The organism is Gordonia sp. YY1 (assembly GCF_009872315.1).
Classification (GTDB): domain Bacteria; phylum Actinomycetota; class Actinomycetes; order Mycobacteriales; family Mycobacteriaceae; genus Gordonia; species Gordonia amicalis.
Genome location: NZ_WXYI01000001.1, coordinates 392,116 through 412,854, shown reverse-complemented (window position 1 = coordinate 412,854; position 20,739 = coordinate 392,116). Strand labels below are relative to the sequence as shown.

At 67.1% G+C, this 20,739-nt stretch carries 20 protein-coding genes; 11 read left to right on the top strand and 9 right to left on the bottom strand.

The window, feature by feature from the left end:
- Positions 1-172 precede the first annotated feature (172 nt).
- The 7 genes from BPODLACK_RS01900 (at position 173) to BPODLACK_RS01870 (ending at position 8,225) form a co-directional block, all read left to right on the top strand.
- Entirely contained in the window at positions 173-733 is a 561-nt protein-coding gene (locus BPODLACK_RS01900) for a MaoC family dehydratase (RefSeq protein WP_024500039.1), read from the top strand.
- Positions 730-1,941, top strand: a complete 1,212-nt coding sequence (locus tag BPODLACK_RS01895) for a CaiB/BaiF CoA transferase family protein (protein WP_024500040.1) — start codon at positions 730-732, stop codon at positions 1,939-1,941. Before BPODLACK_RS01900 ends, BPODLACK_RS01895 begins: the two co-directional genes overlap by 4 nt.
- Positions 1,938-3,317, top strand: coding sequence for an MmgE/PrpD family protein (locus BPODLACK_RS01890; protein WP_024500041.1), 1,380 nt, complete (start codon positions 1,938-1,940; stop codon positions 3,315-3,317). The genes BPODLACK_RS01895 and BPODLACK_RS01890 overlap by 4 nt, the downstream gene beginning before the upstream one ends.
- Positions 3,318-3,387: 70 nt before the next feature.
- Positions 3,388-4,551, top strand: a complete 1,164-nt coding sequence (locus BPODLACK_RS01885; protein WP_024500042.1) for an acyl-CoA dehydrogenase family protein — start codon at positions 3,388-3,390, stop codon at positions 4,549-4,551.
- Entirely contained in the window at positions 4,548-5,384 is an 837-nt protein-coding gene (locus tag BPODLACK_RS01880; RefSeq protein WP_024500043.1) for an HpcH/HpaI aldolase/citrate lyase family protein, read from the top strand. Before BPODLACK_RS01885 ends, BPODLACK_RS01880 begins: the two co-directional genes overlap by 4 nt.
- Positions 5,385-5,484: 100 nt before the next feature.
- Positions 5,485-7,056, top strand: a complete 1,572-nt coding sequence (locus BPODLACK_RS01875) for a hypothetical protein (protein ID WP_024500044.1) — start codon at positions 5,485-5,487, stop codon at positions 7,054-7,056.
- Between the two features lie 263 nt (positions 7,057-7,319).
- A complete protein-coding gene (locus BPODLACK_RS01870; protein WP_024500045.1) occupies positions 7,320-8,225 on the top strand; it encodes an alpha/beta hydrolase family protein in 906 nt (301 codons plus the stop codon).
- A 335-nt stretch (positions 8,226-8,560) separates the two neighbouring features.
- Here BPODLACK_RS01870 and BPODLACK_RS01865 read toward each other — a convergent pair whose 3' ends face one another.
- Positions 8,561-10,114, bottom strand: a complete 1,554-nt coding sequence (locus BPODLACK_RS01865) for a DUF222 domain-containing protein (RefSeq protein WP_410471361.1) — start codon at positions 10,112-10,114, stop codon at positions 8,561-8,563.
- A 231-nt stretch (positions 10,115-10,345) separates the two neighbouring features.
- On the opposite strand from BPODLACK_RS01865, the gene BPODLACK_RS01860 reads away from it, so the two are divergent.
- The gene (locus BPODLACK_RS01860) at positions 10,346-11,182 is read left to right on the top strand and encodes a hydrolase (RefSeq protein ID WP_024500304.1); all 837 of its coding nucleotides are present in this window, start codon (positions 10,346-10,348) and stop codon (positions 11,180-11,182) included.
- A gap of 4 nt (positions 11,183-11,186) precedes the next feature.
- Here the strand turns inward: BPODLACK_RS01860 and galE are convergent, their stop codons facing one another.
- A complete protein-coding gene (gene galE / locus BPODLACK_RS01855) occupies positions 11,187-12,206 on the bottom strand; it encodes a UDP-glucose 4-epimerase GalE (protein WP_024500303.1) in 1,020 nt (339 codons plus the stop codon).
- A 52-nt stretch (positions 12,207-12,258) separates the two neighbouring features.
- Positions 12,259-13,263, bottom strand: coding sequence for a dTDP-glucose 4,6-dehydratase (gene rfbB / locus BPODLACK_RS01850; protein ID WP_024500302.1), 1,005 nt, complete (start codon positions 13,261-13,263; stop codon positions 12,259-12,261).
- A 152-nt stretch (positions 13,264-13,415) separates the two neighbouring features.
- Here rfbB and rfbA point away from each other — a divergent pair, with 152 nt between their 5' ends.
- Together rfbA and BPODLACK_RS01840 are read left to right on the top strand one after the other, a co-directional pair.
- Complete coding sequence (gene rfbA / locus BPODLACK_RS01845) at positions 13,416-14,291, top strand: glucose-1-phosphate thymidylyltransferase RfbA (protein ID WP_024500301.1); 876 nt, start codon at positions 13,416-13,418, stop codon at positions 14,289-14,291.
- Between the two features lie 28 nt (positions 14,292-14,319).
- Positions 14,320-14,937, top strand: coding sequence for a dTDP-4-dehydrorhamnose 3,5-epimerase family protein (locus tag BPODLACK_RS01840; protein WP_024500300.1), 618 nt, complete (start codon positions 14,320-14,322; stop codon positions 14,935-14,937).
- 28 nt (positions 14,938-14,965) lie between these two features.
- Here the strand turns inward: BPODLACK_RS01840 and BPODLACK_RS01835 are convergent, their stop codons facing one another.
- The 5 genes from BPODLACK_RS01835 to BPODLACK_RS01815 form a co-directional block, all read right to left on the bottom strand.
- Positions 14,966-15,760: an ABC transporter permease gene (locus BPODLACK_RS01835; RefSeq protein ID WP_024500299.1), complete on the bottom strand. Its 795-nt coding sequence runs from the start codon at positions 15,758-15,760 to the stop codon at positions 14,966-14,968.
- A gap of 8 nt (positions 15,761-15,768) precedes the next feature.
- The gene (locus BPODLACK_RS01830) at positions 15,769-16,707 is read right to left on the bottom strand and encodes an ABC transporter ATP-binding protein (protein ID WP_024500298.1); all 939 of its coding nucleotides are present in this window, start codon (positions 16,705-16,707) and stop codon (positions 15,769-15,771) included.
- A gap of 115 nt (positions 16,708-16,822) precedes the next feature.
- Entirely contained in the window at positions 16,823-17,365 is a 543-nt protein-coding gene (locus tag BPODLACK_RS01825) for an EXLDI protein (protein ID WP_024500297.1), read from the bottom strand.
- A 76-nt stretch (positions 17,366-17,441) separates the two neighbouring features.
- A complete protein-coding gene (locus BPODLACK_RS01820) occupies positions 17,442-17,807 on the bottom strand; it encodes a DUF2304 domain-containing protein (protein ID WP_024500296.1) in 366 nt (121 codons plus the stop codon).
- 7 nt (positions 17,808-17,814) lie between these two features.
- Entirely contained in the window at positions 17,815-18,516 is a 702-nt protein-coding gene (locus BPODLACK_RS01815; protein ID WP_024500295.1) for a glycosyltransferase family 2 protein, read from the bottom strand.
- 90 nt (positions 18,517-18,606) lie between these two features.
- On the opposite strand from BPODLACK_RS01815, the gene BPODLACK_RS01810 reads away from it, so the two are divergent.
- Positions 18,607-19,464, top strand: coding sequence for a glycosyltransferase family 2 protein (locus BPODLACK_RS01810; protein WP_024500294.1), 858 nt, complete (start codon positions 18,607-18,609; stop codon positions 19,462-19,464).
- Here the strand turns inward: BPODLACK_RS01810 and BPODLACK_RS01805 are convergent.
- Entirely contained in the window at positions 19,451-20,737 is a 1,287-nt protein-coding gene (locus BPODLACK_RS01805) for a hypothetical protein (protein ID WP_024500293.1), read from the bottom strand. The genes BPODLACK_RS01810 and BPODLACK_RS01805 overlap by 14 nt on opposite strands.
- Positions 20,738-20,739 lie beyond the last annotated feature (2 nt).

Genomic DNA, 20,739 nt, shown 5'->3' with positions numbered 1-20,739 from the left:
TGCGCTCGGAAGAATGATGCAATACATCGGATGTTTCGGCAACCCATGAGCAGATTCTCGGTGGATACAACCCATTCCCGTTGTATTGACGACTTAAAGATCAGATGTTTATGGTGGGCCGCGTCACGGCGTGTGCTTCTCGACGACGACGCCGCACCCTTCAGGAGGACCATTGACCACCCATCCCGCCACACTCGGACGCTTCTTCGAGGACTACGTCGTGGGCGACGTCTATCAGCACCCGATGGGCCGCACGATCACCGACACCGACAACGCGTGGATCACCTGTCTGTCGATGAACACCAATCAGAACCACTTCAACGAGCACCTCGCCCGGACGAATCCCATCACCGACGGCAAGGTGATCGTTAACTCGGGGCTGACCATCGCGTTGGTGCTCGGCCTGTCGGTGATCGACATGAGTCAGAACGCCGTCGCCAACCTCCAGTTCACCGACGTCAAACTCCAGCATCCGGTGTACGTCGGCGACACGATCTACGCCGAGAGCATCTGCACCGACCTGCGCCAGTCCAAGTCTCGTCCCTACGCCGGCATCGTGTCGATGGTCACCCGCGGGATCAACCAGGACGGCGAGGTCGTGGTGTCCTGGAAGCGCTCCGTCATGGTGGCGACCCGCGAGAGCGGCATCGGACAGAACTACTTCCCCGAAGTCAAGGCGCCCTCGCTGACCGAGCTCACCGCCGCCGCACAGACCGAGGATGCGCGCTCATGAGGCCGCTCGAAGACGTCCGCATCATTGCCGTCGAGCAGTACGGCGCCGGCCCCTTCGGCAGCGTCCATCTGGCCGATCTCGGTGCCGACGTGCTGAAGATCGAGGAACCCACCTCCGGCGGCGACGTCGGGCGCTACGTTCCGCCCTACAACAAGGGCGAGGACTCCCTGTTCTTCGAGACCTTCAACCGCAACAAGCGCAGCCTGTCGCTGGACCTCGGAACGCCCGGCGGACGCAAGGTCTTCGAAGATCTGGTCCGCACCAGCGACGCGGTCTATTCGAATCTGCGCGGCGACGTCCCGGCGAAGATCAAGATCACCTACGACGACCTCAAGCACCTCAACCCGGCCATCGTCTGCTGCAGCCTGACCGGGTTCGGCATGACCGGTCCGCGGGCCAAGCAACCCGGTTACGACTACATCCTGCAGGGCCTGGCCGGATGGATGGACCTCACCGGCGATCCCGACGGTCCGCCCACCAAATCCGGTCTCTCCCTTGTCGATTTCTGTGGCGGCTATGTCGCCGCGCTCAGCCTGATGGCGGGTCTGCACGCCGCCCGGCGGGATGGGGTCGGCGGCGACTGCGACGTCTCGCTCTACGACACCGCCATCTCGATGCTCACCTACCCGGCCGCCTGGCACCTCAACGCCGGCTACCGTCCGGGCCGCACGAAGAACTCCGCGCATCCCTCGCTGGTGCCGTTCCAGGCTTTCGAGGCCTCCGACGGGTGGTTCGTCGTCGGCTGCGCCAAGGAGAAGTTCTGGGTGCGGCTGGCCGAGGCCATCGGTCTCACCGAGCTGCTCGACGACCCGCGGTTCACCGACTTCGCCGCCCGCGGTCAGCACAAGGACGAACTGCTGCCCTTGCTGGAGAAGCGATTCGCCGAGGCGACGGTCGATCACTGGGTGTCGTTGCTGACGGAGGCCGGTGTGCCGACGGGGCCGATCAACGACGTCGAGCAGGCGTTGACCGAGGAGCACACCCTGGCGCGCGGGCTCATCGCCACCACCGAACACGAGGTGTGGGGCGAGGTCCGTCAGGTCACCTCACCGGTGCGCTTCGGCAACGAGCCCACGGAGTATCGTCGGGCACCGCGCCGCAACGAGAACTTCGACGAGGTGATGGAACTGCTCGGCTACAGCGCAGACGACGTCAACGGTCTCGTCGAGGCCGGCGCCTTCGGATCGATCGCACAGGGCACGCCGTGACCGCCCGCCGGCTTGCGCGATGGGCCGCGGGCCTCGACATCGACGACATTCCCGAGGTCACTCGGCAGGCCGCGGTGCGACATCTCCTCGACGGGATCGGCAATGCGATCGGCGCCCGTCGACTCGATCAGGGCGGCCCCGGACTGTCCGTCGCCCGCGGGCTCGGCGGCCCGGCGCAGGCACATCCGCTCGGTGACCCCGAGGCCATCTCCGCTCCCGCGGCGGCCTTCGCCAACGGGGTTCTGATGCACGCCCTGGACTTCGACGACACGCATGCCGGTGCGCTCGTGCATCCGACGACGGTCGTGGCACCGGCCGTCCTGGCCGTCGCCGAGGAAGTCGGCGCGACCGGTGCGCGGACGGTGACCGCGCTGGTGGCCGGCCTGGAGACCGCCTGTCGACTGGGTGCGGCCGCACCGCACGGCTTCCACGCGCGCGGACTCCATGCGACCGCCGTCGTCGGCCCGCTCGCCGGTGCCGTCGCCGCCGGCCTGCTGTACGGCGCCGACGCCGACCGTCTCACCGATGCGATCGGCATCGCGGCGTCGTCGTCGGGTGGGTTGCTCGAGTTCCTCGACACCGGGGCCAACACCAAGGTCCTGCACCCGGGGAACGCGGGTTTCAGCGGTGTCCTCGCCGCGCGCCTGGCCCTGGCCGGGGCCACTGGTCCCGAATCGGTGCTGGAGGGCCGGCGCGGCCTCTACCGGGCGCTCGCCGACCGGGACGTCGATCCCGACGTGATCGTCGCCGATCTCGGAACTCGTTGGGAGAGCGCCGGTATCGGTATCAAGCCGTACCCGAGCTGTCAGCTCATGCACGCCTCGCTCGATGCGGTGGCGCAGGTCCTGGCCGATGCGGCGCAGGCGGGTGTCGCGGTGACGGCGTCGCGCGTCGCCGCCATCAGCGTCGACGTTCATCCCGACAGCGTGGACATCGTCTGCGGGCCCGGAACCGGAACCCGCAGCCCACGCAGCGTCTATGACGCGAAGTTCGACCTGCCATGGAGCGTCGCCGCACTCGTCCACGACGGAGCGGTCACGGTCGACACCTATGCCGAGGAATCGATCGTCAGACCCGACGTGGCCGCCACCGCCGGACTCGTCGAGGTCGTTCCCGTACCCGATGCCCGCCCGGCCGCCGACGCCGCCGGCCGGGCGGTCATCACCCTCGACGACTCCACCCGGCTCGTCGGCGAGGTTCCGTGCAGCCGAGGCACTTCCGGCCGGCCGATGGACGACGCCGCGGTCGCCGAGAAGTTCCGGGGCAACAGCGGCGGCGGAGCCGACGCGGATGCGCTCATCGAAGCGGTCCTCGGTTTGTGCGACGCCCCGTCCGTCGAACAGATCCCGGTGCTCGCGACCGCCCTCATCGGCTGACCGACTCTTCTCGCCGAAACCCCGGGCCGGGCCCGGAGTACCGTCCACACCTCAGATCAAGGATCACGCAATGGATTTCAGCTTCACCGAGGAACAGCGCGACTTCCGGTCGGCGCTCCGCCAGTTGGTCGACAAGGAGATCATCCCGGTCGCCAACGAGTGGGAACGTGAGGGTCGCTATCCCACGGAGATCGTCGCGCGACTGCGGGACATGGGCCTGTTCGGGATCACGACGCCCGAGGAGTACGGCGGACTCGAACTCGACATGGTGTCGTTCACCCTCGTGTACGAGGAGATCGCCCGCGGCTGGATGGGTATCGCCGGCATTCTCGGCAGTCACAACCTGGCGTGCTGGATGATCGCGCGGCACGGTACCGAGGAACAGAAGCAGCAGTGGCTGCCCCGGCTGGCCAGCGGGGAATGCCGTACCGGCATCGGCCTGACCGAACCGGGCGCGGGCACCGACCTGCAGGGCATCAAGACCACCGCCAACCGCGACGGCGACGACTACGTCATCCGCGGCACCAAGACCTGGATCACCAACGCACGCCACGCAAACGTGCTCCCCGTCCTGGTCAAGACCGATCCGTCGGCCACCCCGGCGCACAAGGGCATGAGCATCCTGCTCGTCGACACCACGACTCCCGGATTCGAGGTCCAGCGCGACCTCGGGAAGCTCGGCTACAAGGGCACCGAATCGTGCGAGATCTTCCTCGACGAGGTGCGGGTGCCGGCGTCGACGCTGCTCGGCGGGGTCGAGGGCCGCGGCATGCAGCAGGCCTTGTCCGGCCTGGAGATCGGCCGCCTCAACATCGCCGGCCGCAGCGTCGGCATCGCGCAGGCGTCGTACGACGCGGCGCTCAACTACTCCCGGGAGCGCACCGCCTTCGGCAAGCCGATCTCGGACTTCCAGGCGATCCAGCTCAAGCTCGCCGACATCGCGACCCAGCTGCAGGCCGCCCGTCTCATGACGTATTGGGCTGCCGCGAAGGCGGATTCGGGTGCGCGCGTCGACGGCGAGGCGGGCATGGCGAAGTACTTCGCCTCGGAGACCGCGATCACCGCGAGCCTCGAGGCGATGCGGATCCACGGTGGCTACGGCTACTCGACCGAGTTCAACGTCGAGCGGTACTACCGCGACGCGCCGCTGATGTCGATCGGCGAGGGCACCAACGACATCATGCGGACCGTCATCGCCAAGGCACTGGTCAACGGGACCGTCACCGTCGGATGAGTTCGGCGCTGATCTACCTGTACGTACCGGGCGACCGGCCCGAACGTTTCGGGAAGGCGACTGCCTCCGGTACCGACGCCGTGGTCCTCGACCTCGAGGACGCGGTGCCGGTGGCCGCCAAGGACGCTGCGCGTATCGCGGTGGGCGCCTGGCTCGAGAACCGCGACCGGTCCGGTGTGCCCGCGTGGGTACGGGTGAATCCGGGTGCCGAACTGCTCGACGACCTGACCATGGCGGTCCGGTGCGGGGCCGACGGCATCTGGCTGCCCAAATGCGATGATCGCGCGACCCTGGAACGCGTGGACCGGATGCTCACCGATCTCGAGACGCAGGATGATCGTCCACGGACACCGGTCTCACCGCTCATCGAGACCGGTGCCGGACTGGTGAATGCGCCGGCGATCGCCGGCGGTCCCCGGGTCGAGTTCGTGCAGATCGGCGAGGTGGACCTGGCGGCTGATCTCGGGGTGACGCCGATCGTCGGCGACGAGTTGCTCTGGGCACGATCGCAAGTCGTGGCCGCGTCGGCGGCGGCCGGAATCCGGCCACCCCTCGCGGCCGCATCGCCGGTCATCGACGATGCCGAGTCGTTCGAGACCGAGACCCGGCGGCTGGCCGGGCTCGGGTTCTTCGGTCGCGCGTGCATCCACCCGCGTCAGATCGGGCCCGCGCGTGCCGGTCTCGCACCGACCGCGTCCGAGGTGGACGCCGCGGTCGACGTGCTCGCGGCCTTCGACGCCGCCGGGCAGGGGGCGGCGACCGACAGTGCGGGCCGGCTCATCGACGAGGCGGTCGCCCGGATCGCGCGTAGGACCCTCGCTCGCCGGACCTGACACACCCGCGGACGACGTTTTCGTGACAGATCATCGACCGGGGGCCTGATTCCTCTCAGGATGTGCTCAGGGTGCCTGATTTGTCCGCTAATGTTTAGCAATGCGCAAAGGTCAGGGCCATTCCCGATGGTCGACGCGTCCGCTGGTTGCGGCGCTCGCGGTGTCAATCTCGGCGACGTTCTCGGTGGTGGGGATAGGAGCCTCCGAGGCGGCACCCGTCGTGAATCCTCAGGCCGGGAAGGTGGTCGCGCACTCGGGATTCGACGTCAAACGCGACGGCTTCTCCTTCGAGAACTGGGGAGACGACGACGCCCTGCACCGGCGCGGTCTCACCATCGACGGCATGCGTGCGGTCTTCGGCGACGAGGTATGTGCCCGGATCGTGCTCGGCGTCTGCTCACCGACCACCGTCGCCGAACTCGTGCAGAACGAGTTCAACGAGTCGATGACCGGGGGCCACTGCTACGGCATGGCGGCGCTGGCAGGTCTGTACAACACGAAGCGCCTGAGCCCGTTCCCGCTGGCGATGCCCTGGCAGACGGTCTACAGCATGCCCGCGTCGGGTCCTCTCGACGAGCTGATCGCCCGGATGTTCATCACCCAGGGCTTCCCGCCCACGGATCTCGCCATGTCCGAGGTCTCGGTGTCGCAGGCACTGACCAAGCTCCGGAACGCCTGGTCGCGCAACGACAACTACATCCTCGCCATCTTCACCGATGACGAGCAGACGGCCGGACACGCGATCAACCCGGTGGCGATTCGGGATCTCGGCGACGGCAAGCGCGGCATCGTGGTGTACGACAACAACTTCCCGGGTGTGGAGAAGATGGTGGTCGTGGATCCGGCCGCCGACACCTGGTACTACTCGACGGCGACCAAGCCGTCCGATCCGACGATGCTCTTCCAGGGCTCGCAGAAGAACAAGTTGGTGCTGGTCCCGCTGGCCACGGTCCTGGCGCGTCATCAGGATCCCGATCTCCGCACCGACGACACCGTCGTCGTGGTGACCGACACGAACGGTACGGCCAAGGGGGTCGGTGACGTCGACTGGGATGTCCGTGTCACCGATCTGTCCGGCAAGCCGATTCCCGGTGTGGAGCAGAAGATCCTGTTCAACAACGACAACACCGCGCGGTTCATCGTCCCCGCCGGCAAGCGTTTCCGCGTCGTCGTCGACGCTGTCGAGGCCGGACGTACCGCCGACATCAGCACGACGGTCCTGAGCAGCGGTGGTGCGGTGGCGGTCGGGGATCTCGAGGTTCCCGCCGGCGCGACGTCCGCGCTCGATGTCGATCCCGTTCGTCACGCGATCCGGGTGAGTTCGTCGGCACCGACGACAGCCCGGTTCGAGGTTGCGACCGAGGATTCGCTGCGTTCGGTCTCGACCCAGACCTCGCAGCTCGCCATCGGTCCGGGCTCGTCGGTCTCGGTAGGGGCCACGTCGCCCGTCGGCGTGACCGTGCAGACCGAGGGTCGTGCGCAGAAATTCCGGGTCGCGGTCGAACGCAGCGACACCATCGCCGACCGGAGCGCGGTCACACAGACTCCGGTCACACTCCGGCCGGGTGCGAAGCTCGATGTGCCGGTGGATCTCTGGACGGGGTGGACCCCGCTGACCGCAACGGTCCGCGCCGGTGGGTCGACCACCGCCGTGCCCCTGTCGGTGAAGTGATCTCGCCGGCAGTGACGCCGGCGAAGTGAAGAACAGATCCATCCGGGACATTCGACGCCGATCGCGTGGGCGGTGGCGGCGAAGCCGGCGACATCGTGGTGCCGACACTCGGGACCGGTTGCGACAGAATGCGTGATGGCCTCGTGGCCGGAAAGGCAGGCACTGAATTGTTGCCTTCGTTGACCCTGAGCGACTCCCGGCGAACCCGCTGGTCGCCTGTCCCACTTCGATTTCTGGGTGTCGCACTCGCCGCGGGACTGGGACTGACGGCGTGCAGTGCCGACGACCCGGCGGTCTCGGGTCCGGTCAAGACCCAGGCGACCGAGGAGGTGCAGTACCTCGACGACGTCACCATCCACCGGATCGAGTACCCGACACCCAGCGAGGCCGACAGCGATCAGAACTGGGCCGAGTTGTACCTCCCGAAGGGCGAGCAGCGGGTCGACTCGATCCCGCTCGTCGTTCTGATCCACGGCGGTGCCTGGCAGAGTGCGTTGGGCGCGGACATCTTCGATCCGCTGGCTCGTGATCTCGCCGAGCGCGGCATGGCGGTCTACAACGTCGAATACCGGCGGGTGGGTTCGGGCGGCGGCTGGCCGACGACCTTCCGCGATGTCGCGAGTGCGCTCGACCACGTGTCGGTGGTGGACAAGCAGTTCCCGCAGATCACCACGGATGACGAGCTCGTCGTCGGACACAGTGCCGGCGCTCAACTCGCGGTGTGGGGTGGCACCAGGCACAAGCTGGAGGACGACGAGGTCGGTGCGCGGCCGGTGTTCCGGCCGACCCGGGTGGTGTCGCTCGCCGGACCTCTCGACATGGTCTATGCCGCAACACATGGCGACGATCGGATCGTGACCGCCCTGGGTGGCTCGCCTCGTCAGGTGCCGAAGCGCTACACCATGGTCGACCCGATCCAGAACATCGATCCGACGACACCGGTGGTGGCCGTACACGGCACCAAGGACCGCATGGTCTCGCCGGTCAACTCGAGCCGCTACGTCGATGCCGTCGTGAGGCAGGGTGGTCAGGCCGAGGCGGTGCTGATCCCGGGCGGTGACCATGGCTCGGTGGTGACCTCGACCGCGCCCGAATACCCGCAGGTTCTCGACATCATCACCGGCGTCTCGGCGGCAGACCTCGATGACGTCGATGACGTGATCGACTGACGCAGCGACCACGGACCTCCGATTCGACTTCGGCCCGGTTGCATGAACTTTCGCTCGATGAGGTGCCCACCCTCGCTCTCTGAGGAGCCCACCTTTGCTCCCTGAGGTGCGAGGAGCGTTAGCGAGTGGTGCCCACTTGCTCCCTGAGGTGTGAGGAGTGTTGGCGGTGAGTGGCCACTTGCTCTCTGTGGTGTGAGGAGCGTTAGCGAGTGGTGCCCACTTGCTCCCTCAGGTGTGAGGAGTGTTGGGGGTGTTTGCCCATCTGCTCCCTGAGGTGTGAGGAGCGTTAGCGACGAGCCTCGAAGGGCCGGTGACCGTCCCTCGCCACGCTTGCTTCACACGCGCGGGTATGCGGCGGCGAGCATTATCGAGGCGAGGGTGGCTTCGGCGTCGGAGGCGTTGCGTAGGTCGATGATCTGGCGCAGCTGAAGGCGCGACTGATCGCCGGACGCCTCATCGGGCCCGTGGATTTCGGTGCGCACCTGTTCAAGGTGCTCGATGAACCGTCGGGGTATGTCGGGTCGCCGGTTCACACGTTCGGGGTTGGGTGGCGCGCCGGGTTCGGCGTTGAGCCGCCAGACGCAGCGGCCCTCATCGGGCCCTTCCCGGACCATCCGGGTGGTGAACTGTCCGGGCTGGTCGCCGACCATGCGATTGTGTTTCGGGCAGGCCGGGGCGAGGTCGGTGATGTCGGTGAGGCCACCCAGACCCCAATCGAGTTGGGCGTGGTGCATTTCCACGTGTGCGGCGGCTATGCCGCAGTCGGGTGTGGAGCAGACCTCGCCGTCGGGTCGGGCGAAGGACACCAGTCGCTGTTCGCGGGTCGCCAGCCGTTTGCCGCGGCCGAAGTAGAGCGGGACGGCGGTGGCGTCTTTGAACACCGCCAGCCAGGGTTGGGCGTCGGCGGCCATGTCGATGAGGTCGGGGATCGGGATCAGGGTGCCGGTGGCGGTGGTGGCGAACCCGGCTTCGCGGACCAGATCGTTGAGGTCGGCTTTGACGATCACCTGTATCGGCAACCCGCGGTGACTCTTGCCGAGCAGGCCGTCCTCGAACACAGCCTTCAGCAAGGCGTTGAACGCGTCGTGGTTGCGCTGCGCATCGCTGCGATCATCACGTGCGGCAGCGGCTTCGACCATCTCGGGGTCGGCATTCTCGATCGACCCGTGCGGTGATTCGGGGTCGTCGGGGTTGTTCATGCCGGGTTTGGCCCAGACCGCGAGCAGCATGGTGATCCGCGCGAGGAGTTCGGGTGTGAGGTCGGCGGACATCTTGGCGGTGCCGTCGGCGCGTTGCCGGTTGACCGACAGTTTGCGACGGCGTTTGCGGTCGGTGTCGTCGGCGAGTGTTCCGTCGGGGTCGAGGTGGGCCAACAGGCGGGCGCCGAGGGCGGTGATGTCGGCGGGGGTGTGGTCGACGGCGATTTCGGCCATCTGTCGTTCGGCGGCGATCTTCACGTCGTGGTCGACGGCGTGCGGGATCTGGTCGAGCACGTCGAGTACCGCCCGGATGTGGGAGGTGTTGATCTTGCCGTCGGCCAATGCCTCGGCCAGAGCGGGGTGTTCGGGTTCGAGCGGTTCGCCGGTCGGGCTGAGGTGGGTGGCGGTCGCGTGGCGTTGTTTGGTGCGGCGCATGGGGTCGGCCACGCGCAGGCGGTGGGTCATGAACTGGGTGATGCTGCGGTGCCCGGTTTTATGGGGCAGGTCGCGGTCGGCGATCTCGACGATCTGCCGGTCGCCGGCGAAAGTGAGTCGGGCGATGGCGCGTTCGGTGTCGGCGGCGACGTCGACGAGCTCGGCATCGGAGCATTGTGTCAGGTCGACGGTCTGCAGCTCGGTGGTGATCCGGTGTAGTTCTTGCACGAGTTCGGAGGCGCGGGTCGACGGCACGACGTCGGAGTTCGAGATCTCGATCAAGACGGTCACCCCCCCCGATGCCGTTGTTACGAATGTATGTTCGAGCGTACGCCTGAATATCAAGGCGTGCAACGATTGTCGATGGAGTTCGTGTGCAAATCTTCTGTCGGTATGCACTGATATAGTGCTGACCCACGTCGGTCCGATGGACCACATCCCTCGGAGATCAGGGCCCGAGGCTGGCAACGGGGTTAGCGTCGAGTCATGCAGCCGTGGATGTGTGTCTTCTGCGCGAACGAGTACGCGCCCGACGCGGACCTTCCCGAGGTCTGTCCGATCTGCGACGACGACCGGCAGTGGATTCCGACAAGCGGACAACAGTGGACCCGACTCGACGAGGACGCCGACAATGCGCTCGACGTCGCCGAGGTCGAGCCGGGCCTCACCCGACTTTCGCTGAGGCCGTCGGTCGGCATCGGCCAGCAGGGATTCCTGGTGGCCACTTCGCAGGGAAACATCCTCTGGGAACCACCGGGTTTCGTCGGTCCCTCTCTCGTCGACCGGCTGGTGGAATGCGGCGGCGTCGCAGCCATCACGGCCAGTCATCCGCACCTCTACGGCGCCAGTGTGTCTCTCAGTCACCGGTTCGGTGGGGTGCCGGTCTACTACAACGATCTCGATCGTCGATGGCTGACCCGGCCGGATCCTGTCGTCGAGTTCTGGTCCGGCGACGCCGAGATCCTCAACGGGGTGCGAATCATCCAGTGCGGCGGGCATTTTCCGGGTAGCGCGGTCCTGCACCTGCCGGGTGCCGCCGACGGTCGGGGAGCGTTGCTGACCGGCGACACGATCAAAGGCGTCATGCAGCCGGGGATGGTGACCTTCATGCGCAGCTACCCGAACATGATCCCGTTGTCGCCCAGACTCGTTCGTCAGATCGCCGACCGGGTCACGGCACTACCCTTCGATCGACTGTACGACGCGTTCGGCGTCGTCGTCGACGAGAACGCACGCGAGGTCGTCGAGACGTCGGCCCGCCGCTACATCGGGTGGGCCACCGACGAGACCGTCGATCCCGACGATCCGTACGCCGATCGGTGACGGCTCAGGCGTCCGGATAGCCCGTCGGGTTTCCCGACTGCCAGCGCCAGGTGTCGGCGCACATGTCGTCGATCGTCTTGGTGGCGTGCCAGTTCAGGTCGGCGTTCGCGCGGGTGGGATCGGCGTACGACGCGGCGATGTCACCGGGCCGGCGCGGTGCGATCTCGTACGGAATCGGCTTGCCGCTCGCCTTTTCGAAAGCGTGCACGACTTCGAGGACCGAAACGCCTTGTCCGGTTCCGAGGTTCCACGTCGACATGCCGGTATGACCAGTGCTGATGCGGTCCAGTGCGGCGACGTGCCCGGCCGCGAGGTCGTCGACGTGGATGTAGTCGCGAACGCCGGTGCCGTCCGGGGTGTCGTAGTCGTCGCCGAAGACCGACAACTTCTCGCGCCGGCCGACGGCGACCTGCGCGACGAATGGCATCAGATTGTTCGGGATGCCCGACGGGTCCTCACCGATCTGACCGCTCGGGTGCGCACCCACCGGGTTGAAGTAGCGCAGCGCCGCGATCCGCCAGGCGTCGGAACTGGCCGCGACGTCGCGCAGCACCTGCTCGATCATCACCTTGGTCCAGCCGTACGGGTTGGTCGCCGACGTCGGGAGGTCCTCGGTCATCGGCAACTCGGGGTCGGCGCCGTAGACGGTCGCCGACGACGAGAAGACCAGCGTGTGCACGTTGTGGCGTTCCATCGCCCGCAACAGCGAGAACGTCGTGCCGAGGTTGTTCTGGTAGTAGTCCAGCGGCTTGGCCACCGACTCACCGACCGCCTTGTACCCGGCGAAGTGGATCACCGCGTCGACGTCCTCGTGGGCGAAGAAGTGCTCGGTCTTGTCCACGTCCGCGAGGTCGAAGGCGTGTACCGGGATGGAACGACCGCTCAAGGCCTCGAGCCGACCGACGACCGTGGGCTTGGCATTGCTGAAGTCGTCGACGATGACGACGTCATGTCCGGCGGAGACCAGCTGGATCACGGTGTGCGAGCCGATGTAGCCCGCGCCGCCGCTCACGAGTACGCGCATGTGAACACCGTAGGGGGCGGAACTGCGAGAACGCCAAACGACCGGCCGCGAACTAGCCCGTCACCCGCTCGGTGGCGGCGTATTTCTGTTCGACGGCGTCTTTGGCGGGTTGCCACCAGCTGGTGTTGTCGCGGTACCAGTCGATGGTGGCGGCCAGGCCGGCGCGGAAGTCGACGTAGTTGGGTTGCCAGCCGAGTTCGGTGCGCAGGCGGGTGGAGTCGATGGCGTAGCGGCGGTCGTGGCCGGGGCGGTCGGTGACGAAGTCGAAGGCATCCTTCGGCTGGCCGAGGAGTTCGAGGATGGTTTCCACGACGGTGCGGTTGTCGACCTCGCCGTCGGCGCCGATCAGATACGTTTCGCCGATCCGACCCTGGTCGATGATGGTCCACACCGCGTCGTTGTGGTCGTCGACGTGGATCCAGTCGCGCACGTTGCGGCCGTCGCCGTAGAGCTTGGGACGTACCCCGCAGAGCACGTTGGTGATCTGGCGGGGGATGAACTTCTCGATGTGCTGGTACGGGCCGTAGTTGTTGGAGCAGTTGGAGATGGTGGCGGCCACGCCGAAGGAGCGCACCCAGGCGCGCACGAGCAGGTCGGAGCCGGCTTTGGTCGCCGAGTACGGGCTCGAGGGGTTGTAGGCGGTGGCTTCGGTGAAGCGGGCCGGGTCGTCGAGGTCGAGGTCGCCGTAGACCTCGTCGGTGCTGATGTGGTGATAGCGCACCTGATGGGCGCGGACGGCTTCGAGCAGGGTGTAGGTGCCCACCAGGTTGGTGTGCACGAACGCCGAGGGGTCGGCCAGGGAGTTGTCGTTGTGGGATTCGGCGGCGAAGTGCACCACCAGATCGGCCTCGCCGACCAGGTGGTGGACCAGGGCGGCATCGGCGATGTCGCCCTCGATCAGCTCGACCCGGTCGGCGACCGAGGTCAGGGTCTCGGGGTTGGCGGCGTAGGTGAGTTTGTCCAGCACCCGGATCGAACACTCGGGGCGGGTGGCCAGCGTGCGCAGCACGAAGTTGGCGCCGATGAAACCGGCACCGCCGGTCACGAGAACACGCACGTCGATCCTTCCGCCTGAGGTATTCGTCGACGCAACTCTACCGAGATCGGCACCCCGACCCGAGGTGACGAGCTTGCCACGCGGATGGGGACCGGCCAGGGCCCCGGGTGTGCGCGCAGTGAGCCGGAGCGTCGGGCACTAGGCTGTGGCGCATGCGAGGGATCATTCTGGCCGGCGGTACGGGCTCGCGCCTGCACCCGATCACGCAGGGTGTGAGCAAACAGCTCGTCCCGGTCTACGACAAGCCGATGATCTACTACCCGCTCTCCACGCTGATGCTCGCCGGTATCCGCGACATCCTCGTCATCACCACCCCGCACGACGCGCCCGCCTTCCAGGGACTGCTCGGCAACGGCGACCAGTTCGGTATCAACCTCACCTACAAGACCCAACCCTCGCCCGACGGCCTCGCCCAGGCCTTCACCCTTGGCGCCGACCACATCGGCGACGAGTCGGTCGCACTCGTGCTCGGCGACAACATCTTCTACGGACCCGGTCTCGGCAGCCGGCTGCAGGGTTTCGAGAACGTCGACGGCGGAGCGGTCTTCGCCTACTGGGTGTCCAATCCGGAGGCCTACGGTGTCGTCGACTTCGACGCCGACGGGACCGCGATCTCGCTGGAAGAGAAGCCGGCACAACCGAAGTCGAACTTCGCGGTGCCCGGCCTGTACTTCTACGACAACGAGGTGGTCGAGATCGCCCGCAACCTGAAACCCAGCGCACGCGGCGAATACGAGATCACCGACATCAACGCCCACTACCTCGAACGCGGCAAACTGTCGGTGACGGTCCTGCCGCGTGGGACCGCCTGGCTCGACACCGGAACCTTCGACAGCCTCCTCGACGCCGGCAATTTCGTGCGCACGGTCGAACAACGCCAAGGCCTCAAGATCGCTGTGCCCGAAGAGATCGCGTGGCGTCGTGGATTGCTCGACGACGACGAGCTCCGTTCTCGCGCGGAGAAACTCCGCAAGTCCGGTTACGGTGACTACCTGCTCGAACTCCTGCAGCGGGGCAAGGGATTCTGAGGATACATCCGATGCGAAAGGCTCATCCATGAAGGTGCGACCGCTCACGATCGACGGCGCGTGGGAACTCACCCCGGTCCAGCACGGCGACGCACGGGGACTGTTCGCCGAGGCGTTCAAGGGGGACCTGCTGGCCGAGGTGATCGGGCACCGCTTCGACCTCGCGCAGGTCAATCTGTCGGTATCTGCCGCTGGTGTGCTGCGCGGTGTGCATTTCGCCGATGTTCCTCCGGGACAGGCGAAGTACGTCACCTGCGCGTCGGGTGCCATCCTCGACGTCATCGTCGACATCCGCGTCGGCTCCCCGACCTTCGGCACCTACGACACCGTCCTGCTCGACGACGTCGACCGTCGGGCGGTTTACCTGTCGGAAGGGCTAGGGCACGCGTTCTGCGCGCTGGCCGACAACTCGACCGTCACCTACCTCTGCTCCACCGGCTACAACCCGTCTGGCGAACACGGCATCAACCCACTCGACCCCGACCTCGCCATCGACTGGCCGACCACCGCGCGGGATGGTACGCCGCTGGAGTACGAACTCTCCGAGAAGGACACCGCCGCACCCGGATTGCACGAAGCCGCGGCGTCGGGACTGCTCCCGCGCCACGACGACGTGACCGCCTACCTGCGTTCGCTGGCGGACTGAGCGCCGCGGACTCGGGACGACCGCCCGCTCAGCCGGCGGTCGAGCGGCGGAATGCGGTGACCGCCCAGAAGTAGCCGACGATCAGGAACACCACGCACCAGCCGAGTGCCCACGGCCAGCGATCGCTGATGTCGAGTCCCATGAGCAGGCCGCGCAGCGTGTCGGCGATCGGGCTGAAGGGCTGATACTCGGCAAACTGCCGCACCCCGTTCGGCATGCTGTCGGTCGGCACGAGCCCGCTGCCCAGGTAGGGCAGGAACAGCAGCGGCAGGGGCATGTTGCTGGCGCTCTCCGGATTCGGTGCGACGACGCCCATGGCGACGGCGATCCACACCAGGCCGGCCGTCAGCAGGAGCAACAGGCCGCCCGCGAGCAGCCAGTCGAGAGCGTTTGCCTCCGAACGGAAACCGAGTGCAAAGGCGGCGGCGAGCAGGAACAGCACCGCGACGACACCCTGGATCAGGGCACCGACGAAGTGACCGGCGAGGATCGCCGTCGGCGGGGTGGCCAACGAGCGCAGACGATTGATGATGCCCTCGGTGACGTCCTGGTTGACCGAGACCGCCACCGCCACAGTGAGGAACGACGGCACGAAGAGCAGCAGCCCCGGCAGCAGGTAGTTGATGTACTTCCCGTCGAGCGGGCCGTCGGCGGCCAGTGCGCTCTCGATCGCCCCGCCGAAGAAGAAGGTCATCATCAGCAGGATGACGACGGGCATCGCGATCGTGGAGAACATCATCGTGGGGTATCGCCGGAGCCGAACGAGGTTGCGGCGAACCATGACCGAGGAATCGGAGAGCGTGAAGGCGAGGGTGGTGGACATCGGATCTCCTAGAGGGTGGCGGCCGACCGGCCGGTGATGGTGAGGAACACGTCGTCGAGATCCGGGGTGTGCACCGAGATGCCGGTGGCCTCGATGCCCGCGGCGTCGAGGGTCGACAGGACGTCGCGGATCGCTCCGATCCCGCCGCCGGAGGGAACAGCGAGGCTGTTCTCCTCCTGCCCGTCGACCGACGACGAGAACGCGCGGCGGGCGCGCTCGCGGTCGTCGGCGTCGGCGAAACCGATCCGGATGTGACCTCCGGGCACGAGCTGTTTGAGTTCGGCGGCGGTGCCCTCCGCGACGATCCGGCCGCGATCGAGGACGGCGATGCGGTCGGCGAGATGGTCGGCCTCTTCCAGGTACTGCGTGGTGAGGAAGATGGTCGTGCCCCGGGCGACGAGTCCGCGGACGGTCTCCCACACGGTCCGGCGAGAGCGGGGATCGAGGCCGGTCGTCGGTTCGTCGAGGAAGATGATCGACGGTTCGCCGACGAGGGTCATCGCGAGGTCGAGGCGGCGGGTCATCCCGCCGGAGTACTCGGCGACGCGGCGGTCGGCGGCGTCGACGAGGTCGAAGTCGGTGAGTAGCTTCTCCACTCGCTCGTGGGCCTGGTGTTTCGGCAGATGCCGGAGCCGGGCGACCATCGTGAGGTTCTCGCGTCCGGTGAGCAGCGTGTCGACGGCAGCGAACTGGCCGGTCAGACCGATCCGGGCGCAGATCGCATCGCGGTCGGAGGCGGGATCGAGTCCCGCGATCCGTATCTCGCCCGAGTCCGGCTGTGCGAGCGTGGACAGGATCTTGACCGTGGTGGTCTTTCCTGACCCGTTGGGGCCGAGTAGGGCGAACACGCTGCCGGCGGGCACCGAGATGTCGATACCGTCGAGAACCGTGTTGTCTCCGAAGGCCTTTCGAAGACCGGAGACACTGATGGCGGGTTGATCGGACATTGCTGTTCCTTTCCGTACGAATAAGGACATGCGCATATATGCATGTATTGATAGACGAGCGCCCGATGGGGCGTCGCCGGGATGTTCTGGGGGAGTGGTCGGTTACGGTGAGGCGTTACACGTCGAGGTCTTCGACGTCGGGTGCCAGTGCGGCCGCGGTGCGCTCGAAGAACCTCTCGGGCACGAGTTTTCGCAGTCCCTCGATGTCGTCGACGATCTCGACGGTGTAGTCGCCCCAGTCGGGGAGTTCGGCACTGAACAGGCTGCGGACGCTGGGGATGCCGGTGAGGTCCTTGAGCCAGTTGCCGGTCTTCTGCATGCGGGTCACGCCGTAGTTGTTCCAGTCCACGAAGTGGATCGACAGCACGATCTTGCCGGTGCGTCCCTCGTAGGCGGTGAGTTTGGTTGCGTTGCCGGTGTTCTCGTCGTACTCGGTCTCCTCGGCGAGGGGTCGACCGAAGAACCGTTTCCGACGCACGCCGTCGGGTCCGTCCCGGAGCACGATCTCGTCGTACCCGGCGTCGCGATAGTCCGCGGCCCGCACATACGCGCGGAGTGCCTCGACGACGGCGCCGGAGAGGTTACCGCCCGACACCTGCTGAGCGCGTTCGAGGACGGCGATGTCGTCGTCGGAGACGTAGATGGTCTTGTTGGGCATGAACCCACTATAAGTAGACGTATACGTAGACGCAAGGGGTGCGTCGAACTCGGATCTTCCGGCGACTTATGCCCGATCAGTCCTCGGGGGCCGCGTCCTGACCGGGCCTGTTCTGGTTCTCGGCGTTCTGCAGCGCGACGGCGCGCGCGAGCCGTGCGTACTTCACCTCGAGGTCGCGGAACCGCAGGTACGTCGACACCGTGGTGAACGCGAAGGCGATGACCAGCAGGAACAGCACGAGGTCGAGGCCGCGCTGGATGCCGATCTTGTTGGCGACCCAGGTGACGTCGTCCTGGCGCAGCATCGCGTAGAGGCCGAAACCCACGAACGCGACGAACAGGATCTTCACACCGGCCGACGATCGGGCGGTGCCGCGGTTGACGACGAAGAAGCCGACCAGTGCGAGCAGGCCGATGATCGCGAGGATCTGGAACCAGATCATCGACTCCTCACTTCCTCATCCGGGTGTGGAACAGGCCGTCGGCGACGATGTTGACCCCGTTGATCAGCGACTGTCCCTTCGCGCGTGAGTATTCGGTGTAGAGGATCGTGACCGGTTGCTCGGCAACCCGCCACTTGTGGTGATCGATGAGCGCGATGAACTCCGACGCGTGACTCATCCCGCTCATCAGGAGGTCGAGATCGTCCGCGACCCTCTTGTTGAAGACGCGAAGTCCGTTGTGCGCGTCGGACAATCCGAGCCGTCGCGTGCGGGGGCTCAGGAAGACGATGGTGCGCAACGCCATCCGGCGCAGCAGCGGGACCGACTCGCTGCGTCCCTCGGCGAACCGGGTGCCGACGATGATGTCGACCGGTTCGGTCCGCAGGCGGGCGACCATCGCCGACACGTCGTCGACCTGATGCTGTCCGTCGGCGTCGAAGGTGACGAAGAAGCGGGCGCCGGGCTGCTTGCGCGCGTATTCGACGCCGGTCTGGATGGCCGCTCCCTGCCCGAGGTTCACCGGGTGGCGCACGAGGTGGACGCCGGCGGCCCTGATCTCCTCGGCCGAGTTGTCCGACGAGCCGTCGTCGACGCAGACGATGTTGGGGAAGGTCTCGCGGGCCTTTGCCGCGACCTCCCGGATCACCTGCCCCTCGTTGAAGACGGGTACCACCAGCCAGACGTCGGCATTGGTGATGGGTTCGGCCATGGTGAACAACCCTAACCCGGCCGGTCGCGGTACTCCCATTCCGCGGCCTCGGAGAGGAACCGCCCGGCTCGGCCCGGCTAGTCTGGTCGGATGCCGATCGACGTGATGATGCCCTTCTACGGCGACGTCGCGCAGTTCCGCGAGGCCGTGACCAGCGTGCTCGATCAGAGTGACCCGGACCTGCGGCTCGTGGTGGTCGACGACTGTTATCCCGACCCGACGCCGCGCGAATGGCTGGCCTCGCTGAACGACGCGCGCGTGCGCTACCTGCGCAACGACACCAACCTCGGCGTCAACGGGAACTTCCGACGCTGCGTCGAGCTCGTGACCGCCGACTGGTTCGTCGTCATGGGCTGCGACGACGTGATGCACGCCGACTACCTCGCGACCGTCCGCACGTTGACCCGGCATCACCCGGAAGCGTCGGTCATCGCGCCGGGCGTCGACGTCATCGACGAGAACGGTCGGACGGTGCGTCCGCTGGGGGACCGGATGAAGAGCGTCCTGGCCCCCTCGAACGCGACGGTGCTGTCCGGTGAACGCCTAGCGACCAGCCTGTACCACGGCAATTGGACGTACTTTCCGTCGTTGCTGTGGCGGACCGCCGCGGTGCGGGAGGTCGGGTTCCGGCCCGGGCTGGAGATCGTCCTCGACCTCGCGCTTCTCGTCGACCTCGCCGCCGACGACGGATCACTCGTCTACGACCCCGAAGTCGTCTTCTCCTACCGCCGCCACAGTGGGTCGGTGAGTTCGGTGCAAGCCGTCGACGGACGTCGCTTCGACGAGGAGAACCGCTTCTTCGCCGCCGAGGCGGAACGGTGCGCGGCTCGCGGTTGGCCAAGAGCGGCCAGGGCAGCGCGCTTACACGCGACGTCGCGGCTCAATCGCCTGCAAGCGCGGGTGGGGGCGGCGGCAGGCAAGGTTTCGACGGGGCTCAACCGGCGATAGGCCGCCGCAGCACCCCGACCATGTGCACGACGAGCCCCACCAGCGGGCCGACGACGAGCGCGACGCACGTTCTGACCTCGACGTCGGCCGGGATCAGCAGCAACCCGACGGCGACGAGGGTGGCGACCCACCAGCCCGTGGCGTACCAGCGGTGGGCACCTGCGGCGATCGCGGCCGCACCGGTGACGGTCAACAGGGCGAGGCAGGTGGCGCCGGCGGTGAGCAATGCGACGACGATGCCGTCGAGGTCGAAGTCGGCGCCGAAGACCGACCGGAGCAGCCAGGGCCCGACCAGCCACGCGGCCACGATCCCAACCCCGCCGACGATGCCGACGATGCCGAGCGGGGCGGCCAGCGCCGCGAGCCGTCGGTCACGGTGATCGACGAAGCGCGAGATCAGCACGCCCTGGAAGCTGTTGAGCGGCACCAGCAGCGGTGCACGCGTGAGGGTCACCGCCAGAATCAGTGCGCCGATCACCCGGGCCTCGTCGGCGCCGGGGGTACCGCGCAGGTTGGCGGTCAGGTTGATCAGCACGGGGAAGCCCATGACGAGAACGGCACTCGCGGTGGCGGCGGCCATCGCGGTGAGGGTGTTGGTCGTGAGCCGGCGCGGGGGTACGTCTCCGCCGATCCCGACCGCGCGTCGGGCAGCGGGGGACCCGACCAGCAGCAGGCACCACGACACCGAACCGATGACGGTGACGATCAGGAAGGCCGTCGTGCCCCAGCCGGCGGCCACCGCGATGACGGCACCGGCCAGGCGGATCAGTGCGTCGACCGACAGCAGCACCGCGAACGACGACCAGCTCAGCATCCCGGACAGCGCGCCGCACAAGTGCGCGTACACCGCGAAGCTCGCCACCCCGATCGCCAGCAATGCCACCGACAGCCGGCGTTCGTCGGTGAACACCGCGCCGCTCCACAGCGGTGACGTCGCGGCCACCAGTACGGCGAGACCGGCGCCGATCCCGATGTTCACGACCAGCGGCCGCGACCGGGCCGCACCACCGGATGCGGCGCGCACCGCGCGCGTCGTCTCCTGCAGCTGACCGTTCTGTGCACCGGTGACGAGACCGTAGGCCGCCCAGAACACCGCGAAGACGCCGTACCCGATCGCACCGAGGTGACGTGCGGCAAGCAGCAGCACCAGATAGCCCGACGCGGCGGCGATGAGCGTCGCGACGGTGACGCGTCCCAGCGAACGCGCGTCGGTGTCGATTTCTCCGGCCGCGCCGGAAGGCGTCTCCGGCGTCGGTGCCGGCACGTCCGTCATCG

Excerpts from the sequence above, each read along its gene's own strand:
- BPODLACK_RS01895 (WP_024500040.1), top strand. The coding sequence starts at position 730 with ATGAGGCCGCTCGAAGACGTCCGCATCATTGCCGTCGAGCAGTACGGC.
- BPODLACK_RS01885 (WP_024500042.1), top strand. The coding sequence starts at position 3,388 with ATGGATTTCAGCTTCACCGAGGAACAGCGCGACTTCCGGTCGGCGCTC.
- BPODLACK_RS01880 (WP_024500043.1), top strand. The coding sequence starts at position 4,548 with ATGAGTTCGGCGCTGATCTACCTGTACGTACCGGGCGACCGGCCCGAA.
- BPODLACK_RS01875 (WP_024500044.1), top strand. The coding sequence starts at position 5,485 with ATGCGCAAAGGTCAGGGCCATTCCCGATGGTCGACGCGTCCGCTGGTT.
- BPODLACK_RS01860 (WP_024500304.1), top strand. The coding sequence starts at position 10,346 with ATGCAGCCGTGGATGTGTGTCTTCTGCGCGAACGAGTACGCGCCCGAC.
- galE (WP_024500303.1), bottom strand. The coding sequence starts at position 12,206 with ATGCGCGTACTCGTGAGCGGCGGCGCGGGCTACATCGGCTCGCACACC.
- rfbA (WP_024500301.1), top strand. The coding sequence starts at position 13,416 with ATGCGAGGGATCATTCTGGCCGGCGGTACGGGCTCGCGCCTGCACCCG.
- BPODLACK_RS01840 (WP_024500300.1), top strand. The coding sequence starts at position 14,320 with ATGAAGGTGCGACCGCTCACGATCGACGGCGCGTGGGAACTCACCCCG.
- BPODLACK_RS01835 (WP_024500299.1), bottom strand. The coding sequence starts at position 15,760 with ATGTCCACCACCCTCGCCTTCACGCTCTCCGATTCCTCGGTCATGGTT.
- BPODLACK_RS01830 (WP_024500298.1), bottom strand. The coding sequence starts at position 16,707 with ATGTCCGATCAACCCGCCATCAGTGTCTCCGGTCTTCGAAAGGCCTTC.
- BPODLACK_RS01825 (WP_024500297.1), bottom strand. The coding sequence starts at position 17,365 with ATGCCCAACAAGACCATCTACGTCTCCGACGACGACATCGCCGTCCTC.
- BPODLACK_RS01820 (WP_024500296.1), bottom strand. The coding sequence starts at position 17,807 with ATGATCTGGTTCCAGATCCTCGCGATCATCGGCCTGCTCGCACTGGTC.
- BPODLACK_RS01815 (WP_024500295.1), bottom strand. The coding sequence starts at position 18,516 with ATGGCCGAACCCATCACCAATGCCGACGTCTGGCTGGTGGTACCCGTC.
- BPODLACK_RS01810 (WP_024500294.1), top strand. The coding sequence starts at position 18,607 with ATGCCGATCGACGTGATGATGCCCTTCTACGGCGACGTCGCGCAGTTC.
- BPODLACK_RS01805 (WP_024500293.1), bottom strand. The coding sequence starts at position 20,737 with ATGACGGACGTGCCGGCACCGACGCCGGAGACGCCTTCCGGCGCGGCC.